Source organism: Geobacillus stearothermophilus ATCC 12980 (assembly GCF_030369615.1).
GTDB classification, from domain to species: domain Bacteria; phylum Bacillota; class Bacilli; order Bacillales; family Anoxybacillaceae; genus Geobacillus; species Geobacillus stearothermophilus.
On record NZ_CP128494.1, the window covers coordinates 2,528,544 to 2,547,892 of the forward strand.

Genomic DNA, 19,349 nt, shown 5'->3' on the forward strand with positions numbered 1-19,349 from the left:
CACGGGAGAAATGCGGCAGTTTTCCGTTCGTCGTCACCTTTCCTCCGCATCGGGAAAGGGCGGACAATGGGTGGTGCACCCAGTGGATTCAAACACTTTTCCGTACAGGGTCTAAGCCACCATTAAGCATAACGTCCTGTTGAACTGTTTGCGCCTATTCTTCATTATGGGAAGAAAAGGGGGATTTTCATCCCTGGGTGGAGGGCAAACCATTGCCCATGGATCTTTTCCGTGAAAATCCCCACCACTTGGTGAGTGCGGTATACGCTCCTGATCCGTGAGGGTATACTGAAAATGGCCAAAAAAGGCAATAGGAAAGCAGAGGTGCCCGATTTTAGGCATCTCGTATAACCTGTCTGCCTTTTGGCTAGACTAAATAAGTTGTGGTTGGCGGAACGGCTCTTTGCGGGAGATCATGCAAAAGATGATCACCAACATCCGCCGAGCAATGGCGATGAGGGCTTTTTTCTTCCCGCACCGGGCCGCCAACGACCAAAACTTTCGGGACAAGGGATGCGTCTTGGATCGAGCTGCTGACCATGCCGCCTCGCATAACGCCGATCGGAGATGGGGATTGCCTTTTGTCGTGCGCGTGCTCTTTCGCTTTCCGGCGCTTTCATGGTTGCCGGGGGACAATCCAGTCCATGAAGCCGCCCGTTCCGGCGTTTCAAAGACGCTCATGTCGGTTCCCATCTCGGCGATGATGACGGCGGCGGTTTGTTTTTTCACTCCGGGCATGGTCATCAGCAGGTTCACTTCCTCGCGATACGGCTCGAGCAGGCGGTCGATGTGTTGGTCGACTTCTTCGATGAGCCGCTCCAATTCCTCAACGTGTTTCCACAAGAGGCGAAGGAGACGGAGCTCGTGTTCGGTCAAGGTGCCGAGCAGCGAATCGTACACCGCTTGCTTTTTCTTTTTGAGCCTTCCGCGCAGGCATTCATCCAACTCGTCCTTGTCCACGTATCCCTTCTCCAGCAGCCGGGCGAGGATGTCTTTTCCGGAAACGCCGAAGAGATCGGAGAGGACCGAGCCGAGTTTGACATTGGAAGACTCGAGCACTTTTTGAATCCGGTTTTTCTCCGAAGTCAGCTGTCCGACCCACTTTTTGCGGAGGCGGGTAAAATCCCGCAATTCGCGAATATCCGCTGGGGGGACGAAACTTTTTTCAACGAGTCCATGGCGGAGCAGCTTGGCGATCCACTCGGCGTCAGAGACATCGGTTTTTCTTCCCGGGACATTTTTGATCCGCTGCGGATTGGCCAGTGTCAAGTCGACATAGCCCTCGAGGAAGGCGAAGACCGGTTTCCAATACACGCCGGTGGATTCCATGGCGACATGGGTGACGCCATGTTCTTCGAGCCACTCAAGCAGGTCGCCAAGTCCCTTCGAGAACGTGGAGAAGGTTTGAATGTCCTTTTGAATGTGTCCATCTTCTTCCCATAGCGCGCAGGCGACGATGGTTTCGGCATGAACATCCAATCCTGCGCAGCGAGGATAGATGACATCCATGATGAAAATCCTCCTTTTCGATGATCGAGTGCGCAAACAGTGAATCCACGGGAGACATGCGGCAGTTTTCCGTTCGTCGTCACCTTTCCTCTATCACAGGAAAGGGCGGACAATGGGTGGTGCACCCAGTGGATTCAAACACTTTTCCGTACAGGGTCTAAGCCACCATTAAGCATAACGTCCTGTTAAACTGTTTGCGCCTATTCTTCATTATGGGAAGAAAAGGGGGATTTTCATCCCTGGGTGGAGGGCAAACCATTGCCCATGGATCTTTTCCGTGAAAATGCGCGCCTTTGGAGTGGCCATTTTCATCCCGGGTGGAGAGCAAAAATTGCTCATGGAACTTTTCTAAGCCAGATATCTACATCAGCAATTTTGGAGAGGCTATAGCATTTATAAAAACTACCTTAGAAGTTCTAAACGTTTTATAGCTCTTTCATATTGCTCATTGGCTGCTTGTTGATAGAATGAAATGGCTTTATCCGTATTGCCAAGAACCTCATGGAATACTCCTAAATTGTAAGAAGCAAGGAAACTTCCTGTTCCTTTTACACTGTCATACTTATCCGTATCTCCTATTTCTAAACATCGAAGAAAAGATTGTTCAATGAGCGGAAATAAATGAATATATTTATTGACATTGCTAAAAATTAAGTCCATATAAAATAAACCGCATGCAAAATGGAAATCTGGAGAATCGGCAAATCGGTCCCGCTCGGTTTCAATTAATTTTAAGCCTTTTTCGAACGATTTATTTCCTATAATCGTATATAAATAATCAATAATGAGACTATGGCGGTACCACGATTTCAATGCGACAAGATTGTAACTCTTTTCGAAATATGATTCCGCTTGTTGCAGTTGTTGCCGCAACTTATATTGTTTTCCTACTTGATACAAAACATAATCATTAAGAGGATCTCTTTCCAATTCTAGCAACAACAACTTGAGGTTTCGATCCGTTTTGTCTGTATAAACATATCCGTCATGGTATACTTCTATATCCAAGTTTTCTCTTGGTAAATCAGAGTTTACCTGTTCATGAACTCTCCCGACATATTTTACTCCTTTAGGCAGTAACCGAGATAGATAAGACTGCGCATACCTCTTCTCACCATCTTGAATGAACTCATCAATTCTTTTAATCCGCCCAATTACTTTGTCATTTTTTTCTATAAAATTACGTATAACGCTTCCGCAGTCATTCATAATATATTCATCCGCATCTAATACGAAGTTCCAATCACTTGTGGATTTTTCAAGTGCATAATTCCGGGCAGTGGAAAAATCATTCACCCATTCAAAATCAAATACTTTCGCACCAAATGCATAAGCTATTTCCTTTGTACGATCGGTAGATCCTGTATCGACAATAACCATCTCATCAACAATACCTTTGACACTTTGCAGACAACGGCTAAGATGTCGCTCCTCGTTTTTTACAATCATGACTAATGCTAATGTCGTCAAGGTTTCACCCCATAAACTTTAATAAATTCCTTTAACGCCTCCCGCCAATGCCTTAATTCTTTAAATCCATTTAATCGTAGAGCCATATGATCCAATACAGAATATAGAGGGCGTTGAGCAGGTCTTGGATAATCTTTTGTTTTACATGGATTAACTACTATATTAACATTAGCCTCTTCGAAAATGGCTTTTGCAAATTCATACCAAGAGCAATGGCCTGAATTAGAAATATGGTAGACCCCATATTTCTCAGTATGAATAAGTTGAAAAATGCAGCTAGCTAAATCAACTGTATAAGTTGGGCATCCAATTTGATCATCAACGACAAACAATTCTTTTTGTTCTTGTGCAAGTTTTAACATTGTTTTCACAAAATTATTTCCATGTTTCCCGTAAACCCACGATGTTCGAATAATAAAAAATTTAGAGTGAAGGTCTCTTACAAACTGTTCACCGGCTAGTTTACTTTTTCCATATACGCTTATCGGACTCGTAAAAGCAAACTCGTTATAAGGTGCGTTGGCGGTGCCGTCAAACACATAATCGGTACTTATATAAACAAACTTAGCACCTATATGTTCTGACGCTACGACTACGTTTCTTGTTCCGTATGCATTCACGAAAAATGCTTGATCTGGTTCGGACTCTGCTGCATCTACATTTGTATAAGCAGCAGCGTGAATAACAACATTAGGATGGATATGGTCAATAACACTTTTCACTTGCTGAAAATCCGTTATATCGAGTTCTGCTCGTCCATATCCATATACTTCATATTCCATGTCTTTTAACAATTTGACCATCTCTGCGCCGAGTTGTCCTTTCGCACCAGTAACTAATATTTTGTGTTTACTCATTCCCTTTCACCATATTGCTTTTGATAATAAGCCATGTACTCTCCGGATTTAATACGTTTCCACCAATCTTTATTATTGATATACCATTGAATCGTTTCCTCAATTCCCTTGTCAAACGTATATTGTGGTTTCCATCCGAGTTCTGTCATAATTTTCGTAGGATCGATTGCATAGCGACGATCATGCCCTGGACGATCTGATACATATTTAATTAACGACTTTGAAACCCCAAGTTTTTCAACAATTAAATGGACTATCTCGTTATTTGTCCGTTCATTATGCCCGCCGATATTATATACTTCTCCTGGCTTTCCTTTATGAATAACTAAATCAATAGCGGCGCAGTGGTCTTTAACATAAAGCCAATCACGAATATGTTGACCATCACCGTAAATAGGAAGCTCTTTCCCTTCTAATGCGTTTGTTATGATTAAAGGGATTAGCTTTTCAGGAAAATGGTATGGTCCATAGTTATTTGAACAACGTGTAATATTCACATTTAATCCATATGTTTCATGATATGCTCGTACAAGTAAATCTGCACTGGCCTTACTTGCTGAGTAAGGGCTGTTTGGAGCAAGCGGCGTTTCTTCCGTAAAATACCCTGTATCTCCTAAACTGCCGTACACTTCATCGGTAGAGATTTGGACATACTTTTGAATACTGTTCGCCTTCGCGACATCTAACAATACCTGAGTCCCCAATACGTTCGTTTTAACGAAAACACTTGGGTCAGAAATACTGCGATCCACATGTGATTCAGCAGCGAAATTAACAATCACATCAATATGATGAGACTTTACAATATAATCAACGAGTTGATAGTTTCGGATATCTCCTCTAACAAAAACATACCGTGGATTTTCTTGAATATCTTTTAAATTTTCCAAATTCCCAGCATAAGTTAATAAGTCATAATTAACGATTTTATATTCAGGATATTTGTTCAACATATAACGCACAAAATTGCTACCGATAAAGCCTGCTCCACCGGTTACTAAAAGATTCATAGAGTTCTCTCCCACACAAAATTAATTTCTGCATCCGCTAACAATGGATGATTTGCATCTTTTTCCGAAAGAATAGGATTCGTTACTGGCCAGTCAATGCTTAACGCTGGATCATTCCAAAGAATTCCTCGATCATGCTCAGGTGAATAATATTCGTCAACTTTATATTGAACTTCTGTGTTCTCTACCAATGTACAAAAACCGTGTGCAAATCCTTTAGGAACTAACAATTGTCGTTTATTGTCCTCACTCAAAATAAATCCTTTCCATTTCCCAAACGTCGGTGATCCTTTCCGAATATCAACGATCACATCATAAATAGCACCGCGAGTAACACGAACAAGTTTTGTTTGGGCTTTTGGATTTAGTTGATAGTGTAACCCACGAATCGTTCCCGCTTTTACGGAAAGAGAATGGTTATCTTGCACAAACCGGACATCAAAACCTAATTTACGAAATATTTGTTCATTATAACTTTCCATAAAAAAACCGCGCTCATCTTTATACACAATAGGCTCAAATATAACCGCTCCATCCAATTCGGTTTGAATAATCCTCATATCATTCATCCTTCAATGATTTCATATTTTCTTATTAAACAAGCTACCGAAATCGACATCTTTAGCAAGCTCATTAGCCCGCAAATAGGATGCATGCGTACCAGCATCCGTCCACCATCCGTCCAAAATGTCATACGTTAGCTCATTTCGTTCAATGTAAGCGTTATTCACATCCGTAATCTCTAACTCGCCTCGTGCAGACGGCTTTAACGTTTTAATAATGTCAAATACTTTAGCATCATACATATAAATTCCCGTAACTGCATACCGACTTTTCGGGTTTTTTGGCTTTTCTTCAATACTCTTAATTTGATTACCTTCGAGTTCAGGTACCCCGAATCGCTCAGGGTCCTCAACTTCTTTAATTAAAATTTTCGCCCCTGTTGCCTGTTGTTTAAAGTTTTCAACATAAGGAACAATGCTGCCAGAAAATACATTATCCCCTAAAATAACCGTCATTAAATCATTGCCAACAAACGATTCACATAACCCTAGCGCCTGAGCAATTCCACCAGCTTGATCCTGTACTTTATATGTAAACTGAACATCAAATTCAGAGCCGCTGCCTAAAAGATTAACAACGTCCCCCATATGTTCGCGTCCAGTTACAATTAAAATATCAGTAATATTCGCTTCTTTCAGTTTATAAATGGCATGATAAATCATCGGGTATTTGCCGACTGGCAACAAATGTTTATTCGTTACTTTAGTAAGAGGATAAAGGCGGGAGCCTGTCCCACCTGCGAGGATGATGCCTTTCATTTAAGTAATCCTCCTGTAAATTCATCCTTACTTAACTAATTAACTAACCCTGCGCGTACTATAAACTGATAAGTATCCGCGTGAGGTAGTGATCTCAAATAATCAGCAACTTGCTGAGGAAATACATTCAAATTAGTTCTAAATTCTGTTTGCTCCGGTGGACACACTGTTCTATTCATTTCTTTAATCGTTAATCCAGCGTCTTGGAACAACTTGATAACTCCGGATCTAGTAAAGAATCTAATATGAGTATTATCTAAAAGACCTAATTCTTTATAAGGGAATCTACCTTGTAATAACTCTGCTATGACAGAGCAATGAGCTATGTTAGGAATAGATACAAGAATTTCCCCATTTGCACTTAGATAGGGTTTGACACGCTTTAATACATCCAAAGGATCATATAAATGTTCCAAAACATCCGCAAAGATAATAACATCGAATTCCCCTTTTTGGAAATGCTGACTAAAATCGAAATTGTTAAGATCGCCTACAATAACATTATTAGAATATCTTCTTGCCTTTTCAGCAGCCACCGCATCATATTCTACACAACTAACTTCACAGCCCAATAAATTAGTTAATATATTAGTCATATATCCAGTGGCACAACCTAATTCTAAAACTTTTTTATTTTTTCCAACCATTCTCAGTATCATAGCATGAGAATTGTTTTCAGCGTTTATATCTATGTTAAAATCATATTTAGTTCGCTTTAATTGTTGAACAAGTTTATGATACTCTGTTTCCATTAATAGTTTATATTTTTGTATTTCTCCTATTCTATCTGAAATATTTGAATTAAATATTTCTGTAATCTCCGAATTATTCAATATTTCATCTATGAATCTATTTATATAATCTAACCAATGTTTTAAGGCTAATTCGTAGTTCCTATCACTTTGTAAAAAACCTTTTTTTCTAGCCTCTATAATTGAATGAGCAAAATCTATTATTCCATTTAACTGCATTTCAATTGATTGTGATTGCTGATCATCATGAATCCTAAAATAACTTAGTGTTTCGCTAATATAAACAACTTTTCCTTTAGCCAAAAGATTAAACCATGAAGCTAGATCAACATTGCACAAATATTTCCTTCCAAGGAAAGTACCAAAAGGCTCATCTAAATCACTCTTCCTGAATAACACTGTAGTAGGCTCACCAATATAGTTAATCAGTGACATTAATACATAATCTGCCATCATTTTTCCATCTATAATAGTATCTGATTCAAAAAGCCGTCTCGTACTAACAATATCCTTTAAAAAATTCCCATTTCTATCAATTAATTGTCTATGTGATGTTACTAACTTTATTTCATTATTTTTATCATGTAGATAATAATTCATCATTTTTTCAATTTTTTGGGGATGAAATAAATCATCGTCCATTAAATAATTAATATATTCTCCTCGTGCAAGGTTAAACAGCTTAACATCATTTTCAAACTGACCCAATCTGACCGGATTTTTAATATAGGTTAAGTTATCATATTTACAAGTATATTTAGATATAAGTCTCTCAATTTCATCGTTCATGCTATCATCACATACAATAACTTCAATATTTTCATATGTTTGATTTAAAGCGCTTTGTAAAGCAAGCTCAAAATAATGCAGACGATTGTAAGTAGGAATTAGTATGCTTACAAGGGGAAGAAATGTCTTGTTTAATCTCTGAACATTTTCCCCATAAACATCAACAAATTTTTTTCGATCATTATCAAATCCGTTTTCCGCACTCGCTATACCGCAGTCATGAACACACCATGGCACGTTTTGGCGCACAACCCCTACATCGTAACCCGCTAATAAAAATTCTTGACACTCGGAGAGATCATAAAAATGCCAACCCGTAAACAAATCTTCTCGCCATGGGATATCGTATTGAGTAATCATGATTAACCCATCGATAGCTTGAACGGGTTCATATTCTAGTTCTGTTTCCTTAAAACTTAATAACTTCATTTCTCCAGTATGACTGTCATAAACCTTTCCAAATCGTTGCGTGCTCTCCCACCAAATTCCATTTCTCGGAATTGTTTTCGCTCCAACTACTCCAATCATCCCTAATTTAGGATACTTTTCAAAGAGAGCAATAATATCATATAAGAAATTTTTATTCACAATAAACGCATCTTGATGCAAATACACTTTATACTTTGCATCTGTTTTTTTCATCGCTTCGTTATATCCAGAAGTAATGCTTTTTGCCCCTTCTATTGTTATAATTTCGATTTTGTATCCTTCTGGTACGTAAAGCGACCTTACGTAACGGACAGATTCCTCATATAATTCCCGATTGTTGACGCAATAAATAAAAGCGATTTTTTTGTCGTTCATAGTCAAAACTCTCCTCTTGCGATCTTCAACAGTTGTAGCACTTGTTCATCTGGTTGTTGAATTTTTTGTAAAAATGTCTCTGCTAACGCATGCTCTCCATAAGTAATAAGCACATAGCCTAAATTGTATAACGTATCTACGTTTGTCGGCTCTTGTTCATACGCAAGTTGTAAATATGGTAATACATGTTCGTGCAATCCTTGTTCAAAGCATGCAATCGCAATAGCCTGAAGCACTTTTACTTTATGGATCATGCTTGTATCAATAATTTCCTTAATAAGCGGTTCATCAATCTCACCACAAGCGATTTTCTCAACAAGTGCCTGCTTTGTTTCGTCAATATCGACATCAAACTCAAGGCGACGCAACAAAAATGTCAGTTCTTGCGCCTTTTTCAATGAGTGTTCATTAATTTCTTCAAATAGTTTCTTCACCTCATCGTCTGGTTGACGAATGAACGACAAATAACGATTTGCTAGCTCTTTCTCGCCATAAGAGTTTAACACAAATGCTAAATTATATAATGTATCTGTATCATCTTGACATAACTCAAACGCCGCCTGCAAATATGGTAAAACATGCTCATGATTCCCTCGCGCAAAATTTTCAATCGCAAGTTCATTCAGCAGCTTGGTTGCTTCATCCATTTTCTTTATCATGTCAATAACTCCGGTAATGGGAAAATGATTTAATTTTTCTAAGACTTGATGACAATCTTCTTTGGATACGAAAGCTTCAATTAGTTTTCGCATATTCTCATTTTGTTTATAGGCCCGTACAACAAACGATTGTGGCATAAGCAAAGACTGAATAGCTTCTCCGTAAAGTACTTTCAAATGGTTGACGAATCGATGTTGGTTGTCAGTCTCTGAGAGCATCAAACCTGTAACAGATATCGATAGCGGATATCGTTTAAACAAATCATCCAATTGACCTAGACTGTACAACCTCGTACGAGCAAACGGATTACGCCCAGCAATCAGTTCTTCAATTACGCGAAAGTGCCCCGCATTTTGGACATGAGCAAAAAACTGCCCATTTGGTTTTAAATGGTCAACGACAAAACGAAGGAAATGATCATTCAACTCAAACGCGCGATCGCTGTACAAAATAAGATCAAACATTTGGTTTTTTATCTTATCGTCTTTTAAGTCATTCGCTACGTATGCATACCGTTGCGCTTCCTTCATGGCAAATGCATTTTGTTCTATGCCGTACAACGTTGCATATGGATACTCATGTTTGATTTTCAACAACGTCGCCCCAGCACCGCAACCAATGTGCAACACACTAACATGAGATTGACGATCTACCTCGATTCGATCAATCATCTCTCGTTCAATGTTATACGCCTCAACATCAACGTTCCATTTTTCTTCGAACTTTTTTTGATTATCCCGCAACAACTTCGAATAACCGCTACCATCGTCTTTCCATGATACGCTACCGTAATGATGGATAAACGTATCTTTGCATAGCATTAAACGATAACCAGCTTGTCTCAAACGAACAGAGTAATCGTCGTCCTCAAAATTTCCTGGAGTAAACCGCTCATCCAACAGCCCTACTTTATCAATCGCTTCTTTTTTAATTAGCATACAGAAGCCAATTAGTTTTAATCTTTCTTCCCATTTATTCGGATCCAAAACATTATGTTGAGAAGCGAACACATGCATTTCATCGATCGATGTATAACTTACAGGAATCGTTGAATAGTAAGCTGCAGAATTTGTAACCGGTCCGACCGCTCCAATATCGTCAGCGCTATATAAGCAAGCTAACAAATGATCAAGCCAGTGCTTTGTAACGACTACATCGTTATTTAGTAAAAGAATGTTTTCCCCTGTTGCAATTTGTATTCCTTGGTTGCATCCTTTCGGAAAACCAACGTTTTCATCATTAAAAATCGTTCGAGTGTCTGCTTGTTTCTTTAACCACTCCACTGTTCCATCGGTAGAATGGTTGTCAACTACGATAATCTCATATGTGCCTGATCTCGTATATTGGCGAATGCTTTCAATACATTGTTTTGTATAATCTAGCTTATTGTGAGTTAATATAACGATACTTGTCTTCATCGTGCTCTCCCTTTTATTTTTCTTTCTCCTTTAACCATTCACTGTCTGGATATATACGTTTAGCTTGTTGAACGACCTTCTTTCTCTCTTCACTTATTCCACATATGTTCATCAGCTCAATCACATATTTGTACAAACGAAAATCACGATGACCGAAACTGATAGCCAACAGTCCATATTGCACCGCTTCTATCGTTTCATTTTTTACTGTTAGCGCTTCGATCACATTCACGAATGACTCTGCATCCCAAGCGCTCATATTCTCAACTGAACGATACAATTGAAGTGCCACGTCCATAAATTCATAACGATGGAGCAAATGACCAATTTGAATATGAACACTCGCAGGAAATTTATCACTTAAAGCAAAAAATTGTTCAAATAGCTCATACTCTTTCAACTGAATCGTCCGCTCAAGTAAAAGCAAATAAAACATCGGTTCAGATGCTTCCTTATATTCATTCATCATGAACAATAAAAACTCTTTTTCTTTTTGCTCAGAAACAAGATGAAGCAAGAGGCGAACGACATCGAGTTGATTCGTTTTGAACGCCGTCACTAATAGATCGTACGAGTCCAAACTGCCTGTTCGAATGTATGTTTGCAAGTTAGACACAGAACTTTTCAATATTTGTTGTAACGCTCTTTCATAATTTTTTTGTAATATATTTACTTTTATTTGGAAACCACGTCGAGCCGTTTCATCGCTTAGTTTCAAAGCATACCATTGTATCACCTTTTCTAAATGTAAAACGGAAGCAATGCGCAAAATCAAAGAAATAGCTAGCTCATCGTTCGCTAATTGTTTATCTTCGATAAATTGAATCATTTCTTCCTGATGATGAGCACGCGCTAATAGCTGTAACACGTGATACAATGCTTCATAACTTTTGCGATTGAAAGATAATGCACTAGAGTAGTGATACATTGCTTTTTGTAAATTTCCTTTGTGTCTGTAGATATGACCGAGCAACATATGCGGATCATATTCGACATATTCAAACGTTTTAATCGTATAAGGATATTTACTTTTATTTTCAAGCAAATATTCTAGCTGCTTTGCCGCATCATCATAACGATGTTGCAAGTAGTAAATTTCCCCCCGCAAAAATGGAAAATCGGCGGTTTCACTATATAGAGTTTCTGCATCCGTGATTACCCGCAAAGCATCTTCAAATCTCTTTAAATACTTCAAACATAAAATGATTTGCACAAGACAATATGATACCCAGCTTAGACGAATATCTTTTTTCTCTTGATATGCTTTAACAAATGATTCCAGCGCCTTCTCTATTTCACCTTTGGAAAGATACTCGTTTCCTAAATTGAAATAGTCAAAAGCAACACTCTCTCCTGCTTGAATTTCACGCTCAATAAGCGGAGCATTTCGATCGTGTTTTTTCTTTTCTACCACTGCTTGATGCATGTAGCCTGTATGATAAACAGTTAAAATCCCTTGTTTAGCCTGGACATATTCTCCATTTACTCTCTGCAACTGTTCATGAATGGCACGATCATATCGTAAATGTGGACAATTACGATAGATTCTTGTATGACGATGTTGAAGAATACGCTCACCATACACTCCCATGAAGTTGTAGATGACAACATCATAGGCTTCAACGCTTTCGTCTGTTTGCTTTAATACATCAATCATTGCTTGTAAATTTGCTCGTTCGACATATTCGTCTGCATCTAATACGAGAATCCATTCCCCTGTCGCTTGTTGCTGGGCGAAGTTGCGGGCCTCAGCAAAGCTGTTTGTCCATTCAAAATCATATAATTTATTTGTATATTTGAGTGCAATCTGTTTTGTTGAATCCGTCGAGCCTGTGTCAACAATGATAATTTCATCCACAATGCCGTATACAGAATCTAAACAACGTTGCAACACTTTTTCTTCGTCTTTAACGATCATACATAACGATACAAATGGTTTCATCCTGCTCTTCCTTCTCCAATAAGTTTCAATAATCCACTTTTTATATCGGCTGGAGGTCAGCGGTTGTGAAGGATAAAGGATAAACAATAAGTTAGAGCGGTTCAATACACTTATAAAAAAGAGACCTTAGATAGCCTAAGGCCTCTTGACGCTTCATTAGCGAAGCAATTGCAATACTCCTTGCGGCTGCTGATTCGCCTGAGCGAGCATCGCTTGTGCAGCTTGCATTAAGATATTGTTTTTCGTGAATTCCATCATTTCTTTGGCCATCGTGCCACCCGCCCTTTCGGTACGGGACAAGACTACATCTTCACCCTCAGCTTCACCTGGTAGGGGCCGGGCGCTTCGGATGAACGAGGACGATGGAAATCCTCTCCACCCTACGGGCTTCATCGCCATAGCACAAGCCGTAGGCGGTATGCCCTAGTCGTTGAACCTTCTCCACCCTTTCGGGACAGGAGCTTGGCTGCTGATTGCCCAATCCTTTGGCTTTTTCCGCCGTCACGTCTGCCGTTTCCAGCTCCGTTGTGGCGCCAAAGGCTCTTAGGGCTTCCCAGCAATTCACCCGGTGGTGATCCTAGCCGTTTCCAGCCAGGACGACTGTGCCTGTCGCCGTTTACGCGGCTAAGGCATAATCGACGTCGCGGATACGGGATTCTGCGGCTGTTAAGTTTTCCGCAGAAGTAGATAAGTTGTTAATTGTGTACTCTAAACGGTTTTGTAATGCACCAAGTTTTGAGCGCTCTTGCGATACAGCATTGATCGCAGCATCAATGTTAGCAATCGATGAACTAGCTAGAGAGTTGTTAGCAACCGAAATATTAGCTGCACCAACTGTTAACGAAGTTGAGTTCATTGTTGCAATCGTCAAGTTAATAATTTGACCGCTATTGGCGCCCACTTGGAAGGTTGCGTTCAACGAACCATCAAGCAAGTTTTTCGTGTTGAATTGTGTGGTATTTGAAATACGGTCAATTTCTGAAATTAACTGATTCAACTCTTTTTGGATTTGATCGCGGTCAATCGTTGTGTTCGTATCGTTCGCTCCTTGTACCGCTAACTCGCGCATACGTTGAAGGATAGCATGTGTTTCATTTAAAGCTCCTTCCGCTGTTTGGATCAACGAGATCGCGTCTTGCGAGTTCTTCGCAGCCATTTCTAGTCCGCGAATTTGGCCTCTCATTTTTTCGGAGATCGCAAGGCCTGCCGCATCGTCACCAGCGCGATTGATACGAAGACCAGAAGATAGCTTTTCAATGTTTTTTGCCGCCTGCGTGTTGTTGAACGTCAACTGCCGATACGTATTCAACGCCGCGATGTTGTGGTTGATTCTCATGTTCTCTTCCTCCTTGAAATGATGTTTTCCACGTCCTTGTGGAACGGCGGGGCTAGGGCGAAAGTCGGCCGCCTTTCGCCGCAAACCGCGCTCACTTTTTATATCGGCGCGTTTTTTGGAAGTTTAATAGGGAAATTTAATTTTTTTCGATGGAGCGAAAAAAGCGCCGTTTGGGCGCTTCGGCGTTATGGATGTTTCCATTGTTTCAGCTTGGCGGTCAGTTCGGCGAGCGAGGCTTCGTGTGCTTCGGCGGCGGCACTGTTTTCCGCTTGGATGGCGAGGTACACTTCTTTGCGGTGAATGTCGATGTGTTTTGGCGCGTTGATGCCAAGCTTTACTTGATCGCCTTGGATGGCGAGGACGGTGATTTCGATGTCATCGCCGATTTGGATCGCTTCTTTGAGTTTGCGCGTTAAAACAAGCATGGTTCGCCCGCCTCCTTTACGTCGCCGCTTTTTCCGTGAAAATCCCCACCACTTGGTGAGTGCGGTATACGCTCCTGATCCGTGAGGGTATACTGAAAATGGCCAAAAAAGGCAATAGGAAAGCAGAGGTGCCCGATTTTAGGCATCTCGTATAACCTGTCTGCCTTTTGGCTAGACTAAATAAGTTGTGGTTGGCGGAACGGCTCTTTGCGGGAGATCATGCAAAAGATGATCACCAACATCCGCCGAGCAATGGCGATGAGGGCTTTTTTCTTCCCGCACCGGGCCGCCAACGACCAAAACTTTCGGGACAAGGGATGCGTCTTGGATCGAGCTGCTGACCATGCCGCCTCGCATAACGCCGATCGGAGATGGGGATTGCCTTTTGTCGTGCGCGTGCTCTTTCGCTTTCCGGCGCTTTCATGGTTGCCGGGGGACAATCCAGTCCATGAAGCCGCCCGTTCCGGCGTTTCAAAGACGCTCATGTCGGTTCCCATCTCGGCGATGATGACGGCGGCGGTTTGTTTTTTCACTCCGGGCATGGTCATCAGCAGGTTCACTTCCTCGCGATACGGCTCGAGCAGGCGGTCGATGTGTTGGTCGACTTCTTCGATGAGCCGCTCCAATTCCTCAACGTGTTTCCACAAGAGGCGAAGGAGACGGAGCTCGTGTTCGGTCAAGGTGCCGAGCAGCGAATCGTACACCGCTTGCTTTTTCTTTTTGAGCCTTCCGCGCAGGCATTCATCCAACTCGTCCTTGTCCACGTATCCCTTCTCCAGCAGCCGGGCGAGGATGTCTTTTCCGGAAACGCCGAAGAGATCGGAGAGGACCGAGCCGAGTTTGACATTGGAAGACTCGAGCACTTTTTGAATCCGGTTTTTCTCCGAAGTCAGCTGTCCGACCCACTTTTTGCGGAGGCGGGTAAAATCCCGCAATTCGCGAATATCCGCTGGGGGGACGAAACTTTTTTCAACGAGTCCATGGCGGAGCAGCTTGGCGATCCACTCGGCGTCAGAGACATCGGTTTTTCTTCCCGGGACATTTTTGATCCGCTGCGGATTGGCCAGTGTCAAGTCGACATAGCCCTCGAGGAAGGCGAAGACCGGTTTCCAATACACGCCGGTGGATTCCATGGCGACATGGGTGACGCCATGTTCTTCGAGCCACTCAAGCAGGTCGCCAAGTCCCTTCGAGAACGTGGAGAAGGTTTGAATGTCCTTTTGAATGTGTCCATCTTCTTCCCATAGCGCGCAGGCGACGATGGTTTCGGCATGAACATCCAATCCTGCGCAGCGAGGATAGATGACATCCATGATGAAAATCCTCCTTTTCGATGATCGAGTGCGCAAACAGTGAATCCACGGGAGACATGCGGCAGTTTTCCGTTCGTCGTCACCTTTCCTCTATCACAGGAAAGGGCGGACAATGGGTGGTGCACCCAGTGGATTCAAACACTTTTCCGTACAGGGTCTAAGCCACCATTAAGCATAACGTCCTGTTAAACTGTTTGCGCCTATTCTTCATTATGGGAAGAAAAGGGGGATTTTCATCCCTGGGTGGAGGGCAAACCATTGCCCATGGATCTTTTCCGGGAAAAGGCGATGTTTCGTTTTGTACGGGGTGTTCGATAAGATCACTTGCTTGCCGATTCGTTTTCGGGCGTTGATGACCACGGGCGCCTGCAAGTTCGCCGTCGTGTTGTCGAACGGGTCAGCGACCGTCAAGATGACGTACACCGCGACGTCGCGTTCGGTTTCGATGTCAAGCTGTTCGACCATCGCTTCATCCAGTTCAAATTCGTACGCCGGAAAGTACGAAAACGGCTCGATCAACACAAACCCAAGCGCGGGCGTCTCGACGGACTGCAAGATGACAAACGGCGTGTCGGCAAGCGGCAAAAGGATGAACCGCTTCTCGTCCGCAAATCCGGGCAGGCCGTGGGGGAAGCGGATGATGTCTTCGTCCTTCACCGCCACCGTTCCGTGGTATTTCGTGTCGATGTTCAATGCTTGCTCCTCCTTATGTTCCTCAAATGACGACGTCAATGTGAAGCGACGGACGCTGGGCGAGGCGGATCGCCACCTCGCCCGGCATGTAGCGAATGACCGGTGGATGCGTGCGGGCGCGGATGACCGGTTTGCGTGCCTCAAAGCGAATATCCACATCCGCCGGAGTATAGGATATGTGAACGCTGAACGGGGACGGCACCCAGCCGATGTTGAATTCGTACATCGGAGTTTCGCTGTTTTCTTTCGCCTGCTCGGCGATCGGGTTGCCGCCGTCCTCAATGCGCATGAGCTCGTCGCCTTGGCGAGAGACGCGGGCCAGCCCGTCAAGCCAATCGTTGTATCCTTGTTCAGCAAACTTTCGATGCGGCGGAAGATATGTTCTAAGTTCATGTCTTCCCACGCTTTTGTCTGATCGATCGTTAGCTTGGACGGCGTCGTACGGATCGTGAGTCGGGCCGGAGATTGCTCGATTTCCAACTCGGCAGGCGGCTGTTGGATTTCTAGTTTCGCCGGAACGGTTTCGATGGCGATTTTCGCCATCGTTGACTGCAAGCGGATCTGCGGCAGCTGCATCGTCATCTCCCCCTTATCCGCTTAGCGCAAAAAATCGAGCAGCGTCGGCTGAATGATGCGGGCGCCGACGCCAAGGGCGGCGCGGTGCACACTTTCCTGTGTTTTCAAATCGGTAATGACCCGTTCGATATCGGCGTCTTCATTGTCCGACAAAATTTGTTGGGCGATCACTTCCTGTTCATCGACACGCGCTTCCATCAGCTCAAGGCGGTTGCTTCGCGCGCCAAGCTCGGCACGCTCGGCCAAGACGTTGTCGATGTGCTTGTCAATATAGGATAAATAACCGTTCAGCTCTTGGCCGCTCTTGCCAGCTTCCAAGTCATTCACAAGCGCTTCTAAATCGCTGAACAGCCCTTGTCCTGGAGTCGCGCTGTACGTAAAGACGCGCGTCGGATTGACGTTGACCGGGAGCTGGATGCCTTTTAACAGCTCGATTTTCACTTGTTCTGTGTTCGTCGACACTTTGTTCACTGGGTCGTCCAAGTTGACCGGCGGTCGAAGGGTATCCGTGCCATTGAAAATGTATTTGCCCGCAATTTGTGTGTTGGCAATGGACACTAAATGGTTTTTTAGCTCATCGATCTCTTTCGCGATATGCTCACGCTGCGATTGCTCATACGTATCGTTGCTTGCCTGGACGACGAGCTCGCGAATGCGCTGGAGCACTTGCGTCGCTTCGTTAAGCGCCGAGTCGGACGCATCGATCCAGTTATGGGCTTCGGAGAAATTGCGTTTAAACTGTTCCACCTCAGTTAAGTTCGTCCGGTACGCCATCCCTTTGATGGCCACGACCGGGTCGTCAGACGGGCGGGCAATTTTTTTGCCGGTGGACAGCTGGTCTTGAATTTTGCCGAGCCGTTCATAGCTTTGGCTCAAGTTACGCAGCATATTTTGCGTCAACATCGATTGCGTGACGCGCATCATCGCTCACCTACCTTCCGACAATTCCCATGCCGTTAATGATTTTATCGAGCATTTCATCAATCGTTGTAATCGTGCGCGCCGCCGCGTTGTAGGCGTGCTGAAACCGAATCATGTTCGTCATTTCTTCATCGAGCGACACCCCGCTGACGGACTGCTGCCTTTCCTCCACCGACTGGCGGAGCACTTCGGAGTTGTTGACGAGGCGGTTCGCCTGTTGGGTGTCGACCGCCAGCTGGCCGATCATGCTTTCGTAATACGCCTGCAGCGTGCCCGCTGTGATCGGATACGAGACCGACGGCGCCGGATTTTGCAGGTTGGCAAAATTGCTGTTTTTGACATTGGCGAGACGAATGGCGTTTAAGCCGTTCCCCGGTTCGTTCGGCGCTGATGAAGCGGCGATATTGTTTAAATCATCAATATTGGATGACAATTGGATCGCTTTCGCTGCCCCGTCCACTTGCGTCAAATCGCTGAAAAACAGCCCTCCCGGGTTGCTCGGGCTGAGCGTATACCCTGTTTGGTGCACTTCGTTAAACCGTTTGGCGAACGAATACGCGAGCGTATCGAGCTTTTTCAACATATCGGGATAAATGCCTTTGACACCGCTTCCGTCATCATATCCGTAGGCCTCGATCAACCCTTTCAACTTGCCGGAGGCGACAAACGGGATGGAAGAGCCTCCAAGCGAAAGTCCGGTAAGCGGACCGGTCGGCATCTCCGGGGAGGAGCTGGCGCTCGGCGATACGGACAGCGTCTGGTATCCTTGGTTGCCATTGACCAGCAGCTGACGCTGGCCGTTGCCATCAAAAATATATACATCATAAGACCCCTCCGCTATTTTCAGCGCATTGCCGCCGCTTGGCTTCGGCTCGACTTCGATTTTGACGAGCGCAGACAGTTCATCGAGCAGTCGGTCGCGCTCATCGTACAAATCGTTCGGCAAGTAGCCGTGCGGTTCGACTTCGGCGATTTGTTGGTTGATTTTATACAGCTGTTCCGCGATCGAGTTGATCGATTTGACGGTCACTTGAATTTCATTGGCGAGATCGTTTTGAATAGAGGTTAACGAATCGGCCAAATAATGAAACGTCTCGACCACCGCCAGTCCGCTCTGGCGCACGACCGAGCGGGCCCCTGTATTTTCTGGGTTTGCACTTAAATCCTGGAGCGCCTGCCAAAATTGATCCATGGTTTTGGATAAACCGCTGTCGGACGGTTCGTTCATAATGTCCTCCATTTTTTTTAACGCATCGGCTTGGGCTTGCCAATAGCCCAGTTTGTTGTTCTCGCCGCGGTATTGCCAGTCAAAAAAGCGGTCGCGCACCCGCTCAATCGACCCCGCCTCGACCCCCGTCCCCATCTGTCCCGGAATTTGCGGGCGGTTGAGGGACGCCGGCGGGTACGGCTCGCTTTGGACAAAATTGACACGCTGACGGGAATAACCGGGCGTGTTGGCGTTAGCAATGTTATGGCCGGTCGTGTACAGCGCCATTTGCTGCACGGCCATGCCGCGCTTGGCGACTTCCAGCCCGTGAAATGTTGATCCCAT

The 19,349-nt window shown here is 43.7% G+C and carries 14 protein-coding genes and 3 pseudogenes; all 17 read right to left on the minus strand.

The genetic code is table 11. From position 1 onward, the window contains the following. Positions 1-372: 372 nt before the first annotated feature. Positions 373-1,509 (minus strand): IS110-like element ISGka2 family transposase, encoded by a 1,137-nt coding sequence (locus tag QSJ10_RS13815; RefSeq protein ID WP_064213609.1) that lies wholly within the window; start codon positions 1,507-1,509, stop codon positions 373-375. A 402-nt stretch (positions 1,510-1,911) separates the two neighbouring features. Next, positions 1,912-2,979, minus strand: a complete 1,068-nt coding sequence (locus QSJ10_RS13820) for a glycosyltransferase family 2 protein (RefSeq protein WP_183084015.1) — start codon at positions 2,977-2,979, stop codon at positions 1,912-1,914. Beyond that, entirely contained in the window at positions 2,976-3,836 is an 861-nt protein-coding gene (rfbD, locus tag QSJ10_RS13825) for a dTDP-4-dehydrorhamnose reductase (RefSeq protein WP_053532792.1), read from the minus strand. The genes QSJ10_RS13820 and rfbD overlap by 4 nt, the downstream gene beginning before the upstream one ends. Further along, complete coding sequence (gene rfbB, locus QSJ10_RS13830) at positions 3,833-4,846, minus strand: dTDP-glucose 4,6-dehydratase (RefSeq protein ID WP_053532793.1); 1,014 nt, start codon at positions 4,844-4,846, stop codon at positions 3,833-3,835. Before rfbB ends, rfbD begins: the two co-directional genes overlap by 4 nt. Beyond that, positions 4,843-5,406, minus strand: coding sequence for a dTDP-4-dehydrorhamnose 3,5-epimerase (gene rfbC, locus QSJ10_RS13835; protein ID WP_053532794.1), 564 nt, complete (start codon positions 5,404-5,406; stop codon positions 4,843-4,845). Before rfbC ends, rfbB begins: the two co-directional genes overlap by 4 nt. Positions 5,407-5,427: 21 nt before the next feature. After that, the gene (locus QSJ10_RS13840; protein ID WP_053532795.1) at positions 5,428-6,168 is read right to left on the minus strand and encodes a sugar phosphate nucleotidyltransferase; all 741 of its coding nucleotides are present in this window, start codon (positions 6,166-6,168) and stop codon (positions 5,428-5,430) included. Positions 6,169-6,203: 35 nt separating this feature from the next. Further along, entirely contained in the window at positions 6,204-8,513 is a 2,310-nt protein-coding gene (locus QSJ10_RS15655) for a glycosyltransferase (RefSeq protein ID WP_053532796.1), read from the minus strand. Between the two features lie 983 nt (positions 8,514-9,496). Next, positions 9,497-10,591: pseudogene (locus tag QSJ10_RS15660) on the minus strand (glycosyltransferase); the annotation flags it as partial. 13 nt (positions 10,592-10,604) lie between these two features. After that, positions 10,605-12,533: a glycosyltransferase gene (locus QSJ10_RS13865; protein ID WP_230847159.1), complete on the minus strand. Its 1,929-nt coding sequence runs from the start codon at positions 12,531-12,533 to the stop codon at positions 10,605-10,607. A 156-nt stretch (positions 12,534-12,689) separates the two neighbouring features. Next, positions 12,690-12,806 (minus strand): annotated as a pseudogene (locus tag QSJ10_RS13870) (flagellin); the annotation flags it as partial. A gap of 343 nt (positions 12,807-13,149) precedes the next feature. Then, positions 13,150-13,869 carry a flagellin N-terminal helical domain-containing protein gene (locus tag QSJ10_RS13875; protein ID WP_053532800.1) on the minus strand — a complete coding sequence of 240 codons (720 nt, stop codon included), beginning with the start codon at positions 13,867-13,869 and terminating at the stop codon, positions 13,150-13,152. 185 nt (positions 13,870-14,054) lie between these two features. Further along, positions 14,055-14,294, minus strand: coding sequence for a carbon storage regulator CsrA (gene csrA / locus QSJ10_RS13880; RefSeq protein ID WP_053532801.1), 240 nt, complete (start codon positions 14,292-14,294; stop codon positions 14,055-14,057). 176 nt (positions 14,295-14,470) lie between these two features. Beyond that, positions 14,471-15,607: an IS110-like element ISGka2 family transposase gene (locus tag QSJ10_RS13885; RefSeq protein ID WP_064213609.1), complete on the minus strand. Its 1,137-nt coding sequence runs from the start codon at positions 15,605-15,607 to the stop codon at positions 14,471-14,473. Positions 15,608-15,817: 210 nt separating this feature from the next. Beyond that, positions 15,818-16,300, minus strand: a complete 483-nt coding sequence (fliW, locus tag QSJ10_RS13890; protein ID WP_053532169.1) for a flagellar assembly protein FliW — start codon at positions 16,298-16,300, stop codon at positions 15,818-15,820. A gap of 22 nt (positions 16,301-16,322) precedes the next feature. Next, positions 16,323-16,882: pseudogene (locus QSJ10_RS13895) on the minus strand (DUF6470 family protein). Between the two features lie 15 nt (positions 16,883-16,897). Continuing rightward, complete coding sequence (gene flgL, locus QSJ10_RS13900; protein ID WP_031212447.1) at positions 16,898-17,797, minus strand: flagellar hook-associated protein FlgL; 900 nt, start codon at positions 17,795-17,797, stop codon at positions 16,898-16,900. A gap of 10 nt (positions 17,798-17,807) precedes the next feature. Continuing rightward, positions 17,808-19,349 carry a flagellar hook-associated protein FlgK gene (gene flgK, locus QSJ10_RS13905; RefSeq protein WP_053532168.1) on the minus strand — a complete coding sequence of 514 codons (1,542 nt, stop codon included), beginning with the start codon at positions 19,347-19,349 and terminating at the stop codon, positions 17,808-17,810.

What these genes read in the sequence shown, in the direction of transcription:
- csrA (WP_053532801.1), bottom strand. Translation starts at nt 14,294, where the DNA reads ATGCTTGTTTTAACGCGCAAACTCAAAGAAGCGATCCAAATCGGCGAT.
- QSJ10_RS13885 (WP_064213609.1), bottom strand. Translation starts at nt 15,607, where the DNA reads ATGGATGTCATCTATCCTCGCTGCGCAGGATTGGATGTTCATGCCGAA.
- QSJ10_RS13865 (WP_230847159.1), bottom strand. Translation starts at nt 12,533, where the DNA reads ATGAAACCATTTGTATCGTTATGTATGATCGTTAAAGACGAAGAAAAA.
- QSJ10_RS15655 (WP_053532796.1), bottom strand. Translation starts at nt 8,513, where the DNA reads ATGAACGACAAAAAAATCGCTTTTATTTATTGCGTCAACAATCGGGAA.
- QSJ10_RS13815 (WP_064213609.1), bottom strand. Translation starts at nt 1,509, where the DNA reads ATGGATGTCATCTATCCTCGCTGCGCAGGATTGGATGTTCATGCCGAA.
- QSJ10_RS13875 (WP_053532800.1), bottom strand. Translation starts at nt 13,869, where the DNA reads ATGAGAATCAACCACAACATCGCGGCGTTGAATACGTATCGGCAGTTG.
- flgL (WP_031212447.1), bottom strand. Translation starts at nt 17,797, where the DNA reads ATGCGCGTCACGCAATCGATGTTGACGCAAAATATGCTGCGTAACTTG.
- QSJ10_RS13840 (WP_053532795.1), bottom strand. Translation starts at nt 6,168, where the DNA reads ATGAAAGGCATCATCCTCGCAGGTGGGACAGGCTCCCGCCTTTATCCT.
- rfbB (WP_053532793.1), bottom strand. Translation starts at nt 4,846, where the DNA reads ATGAATCTTTTAGTAACCGGTGGAGCAGGCTTTATCGGTAGCAATTTT.
- rfbD (WP_053532792.1), bottom strand. Translation starts at nt 3,836, where the DNA reads ATGAGTAAACACAAAATATTAGTTACTGGTGCGAAAGGACAACTCGGC.
- flgK (WP_053532168.1), bottom strand. Translation starts at nt 19,349, where the DNA reads ATGGGATCAACATTTCACGGGCTGGAAGTCGCCAAGCGCGGCATGGCC.
- rfbC (WP_053532794.1), bottom strand. Translation starts at nt 5,406, where the DNA reads ATGAGGATTATTCAAACCGAATTGGATGGAGCGGTTATATTTGAGCCT.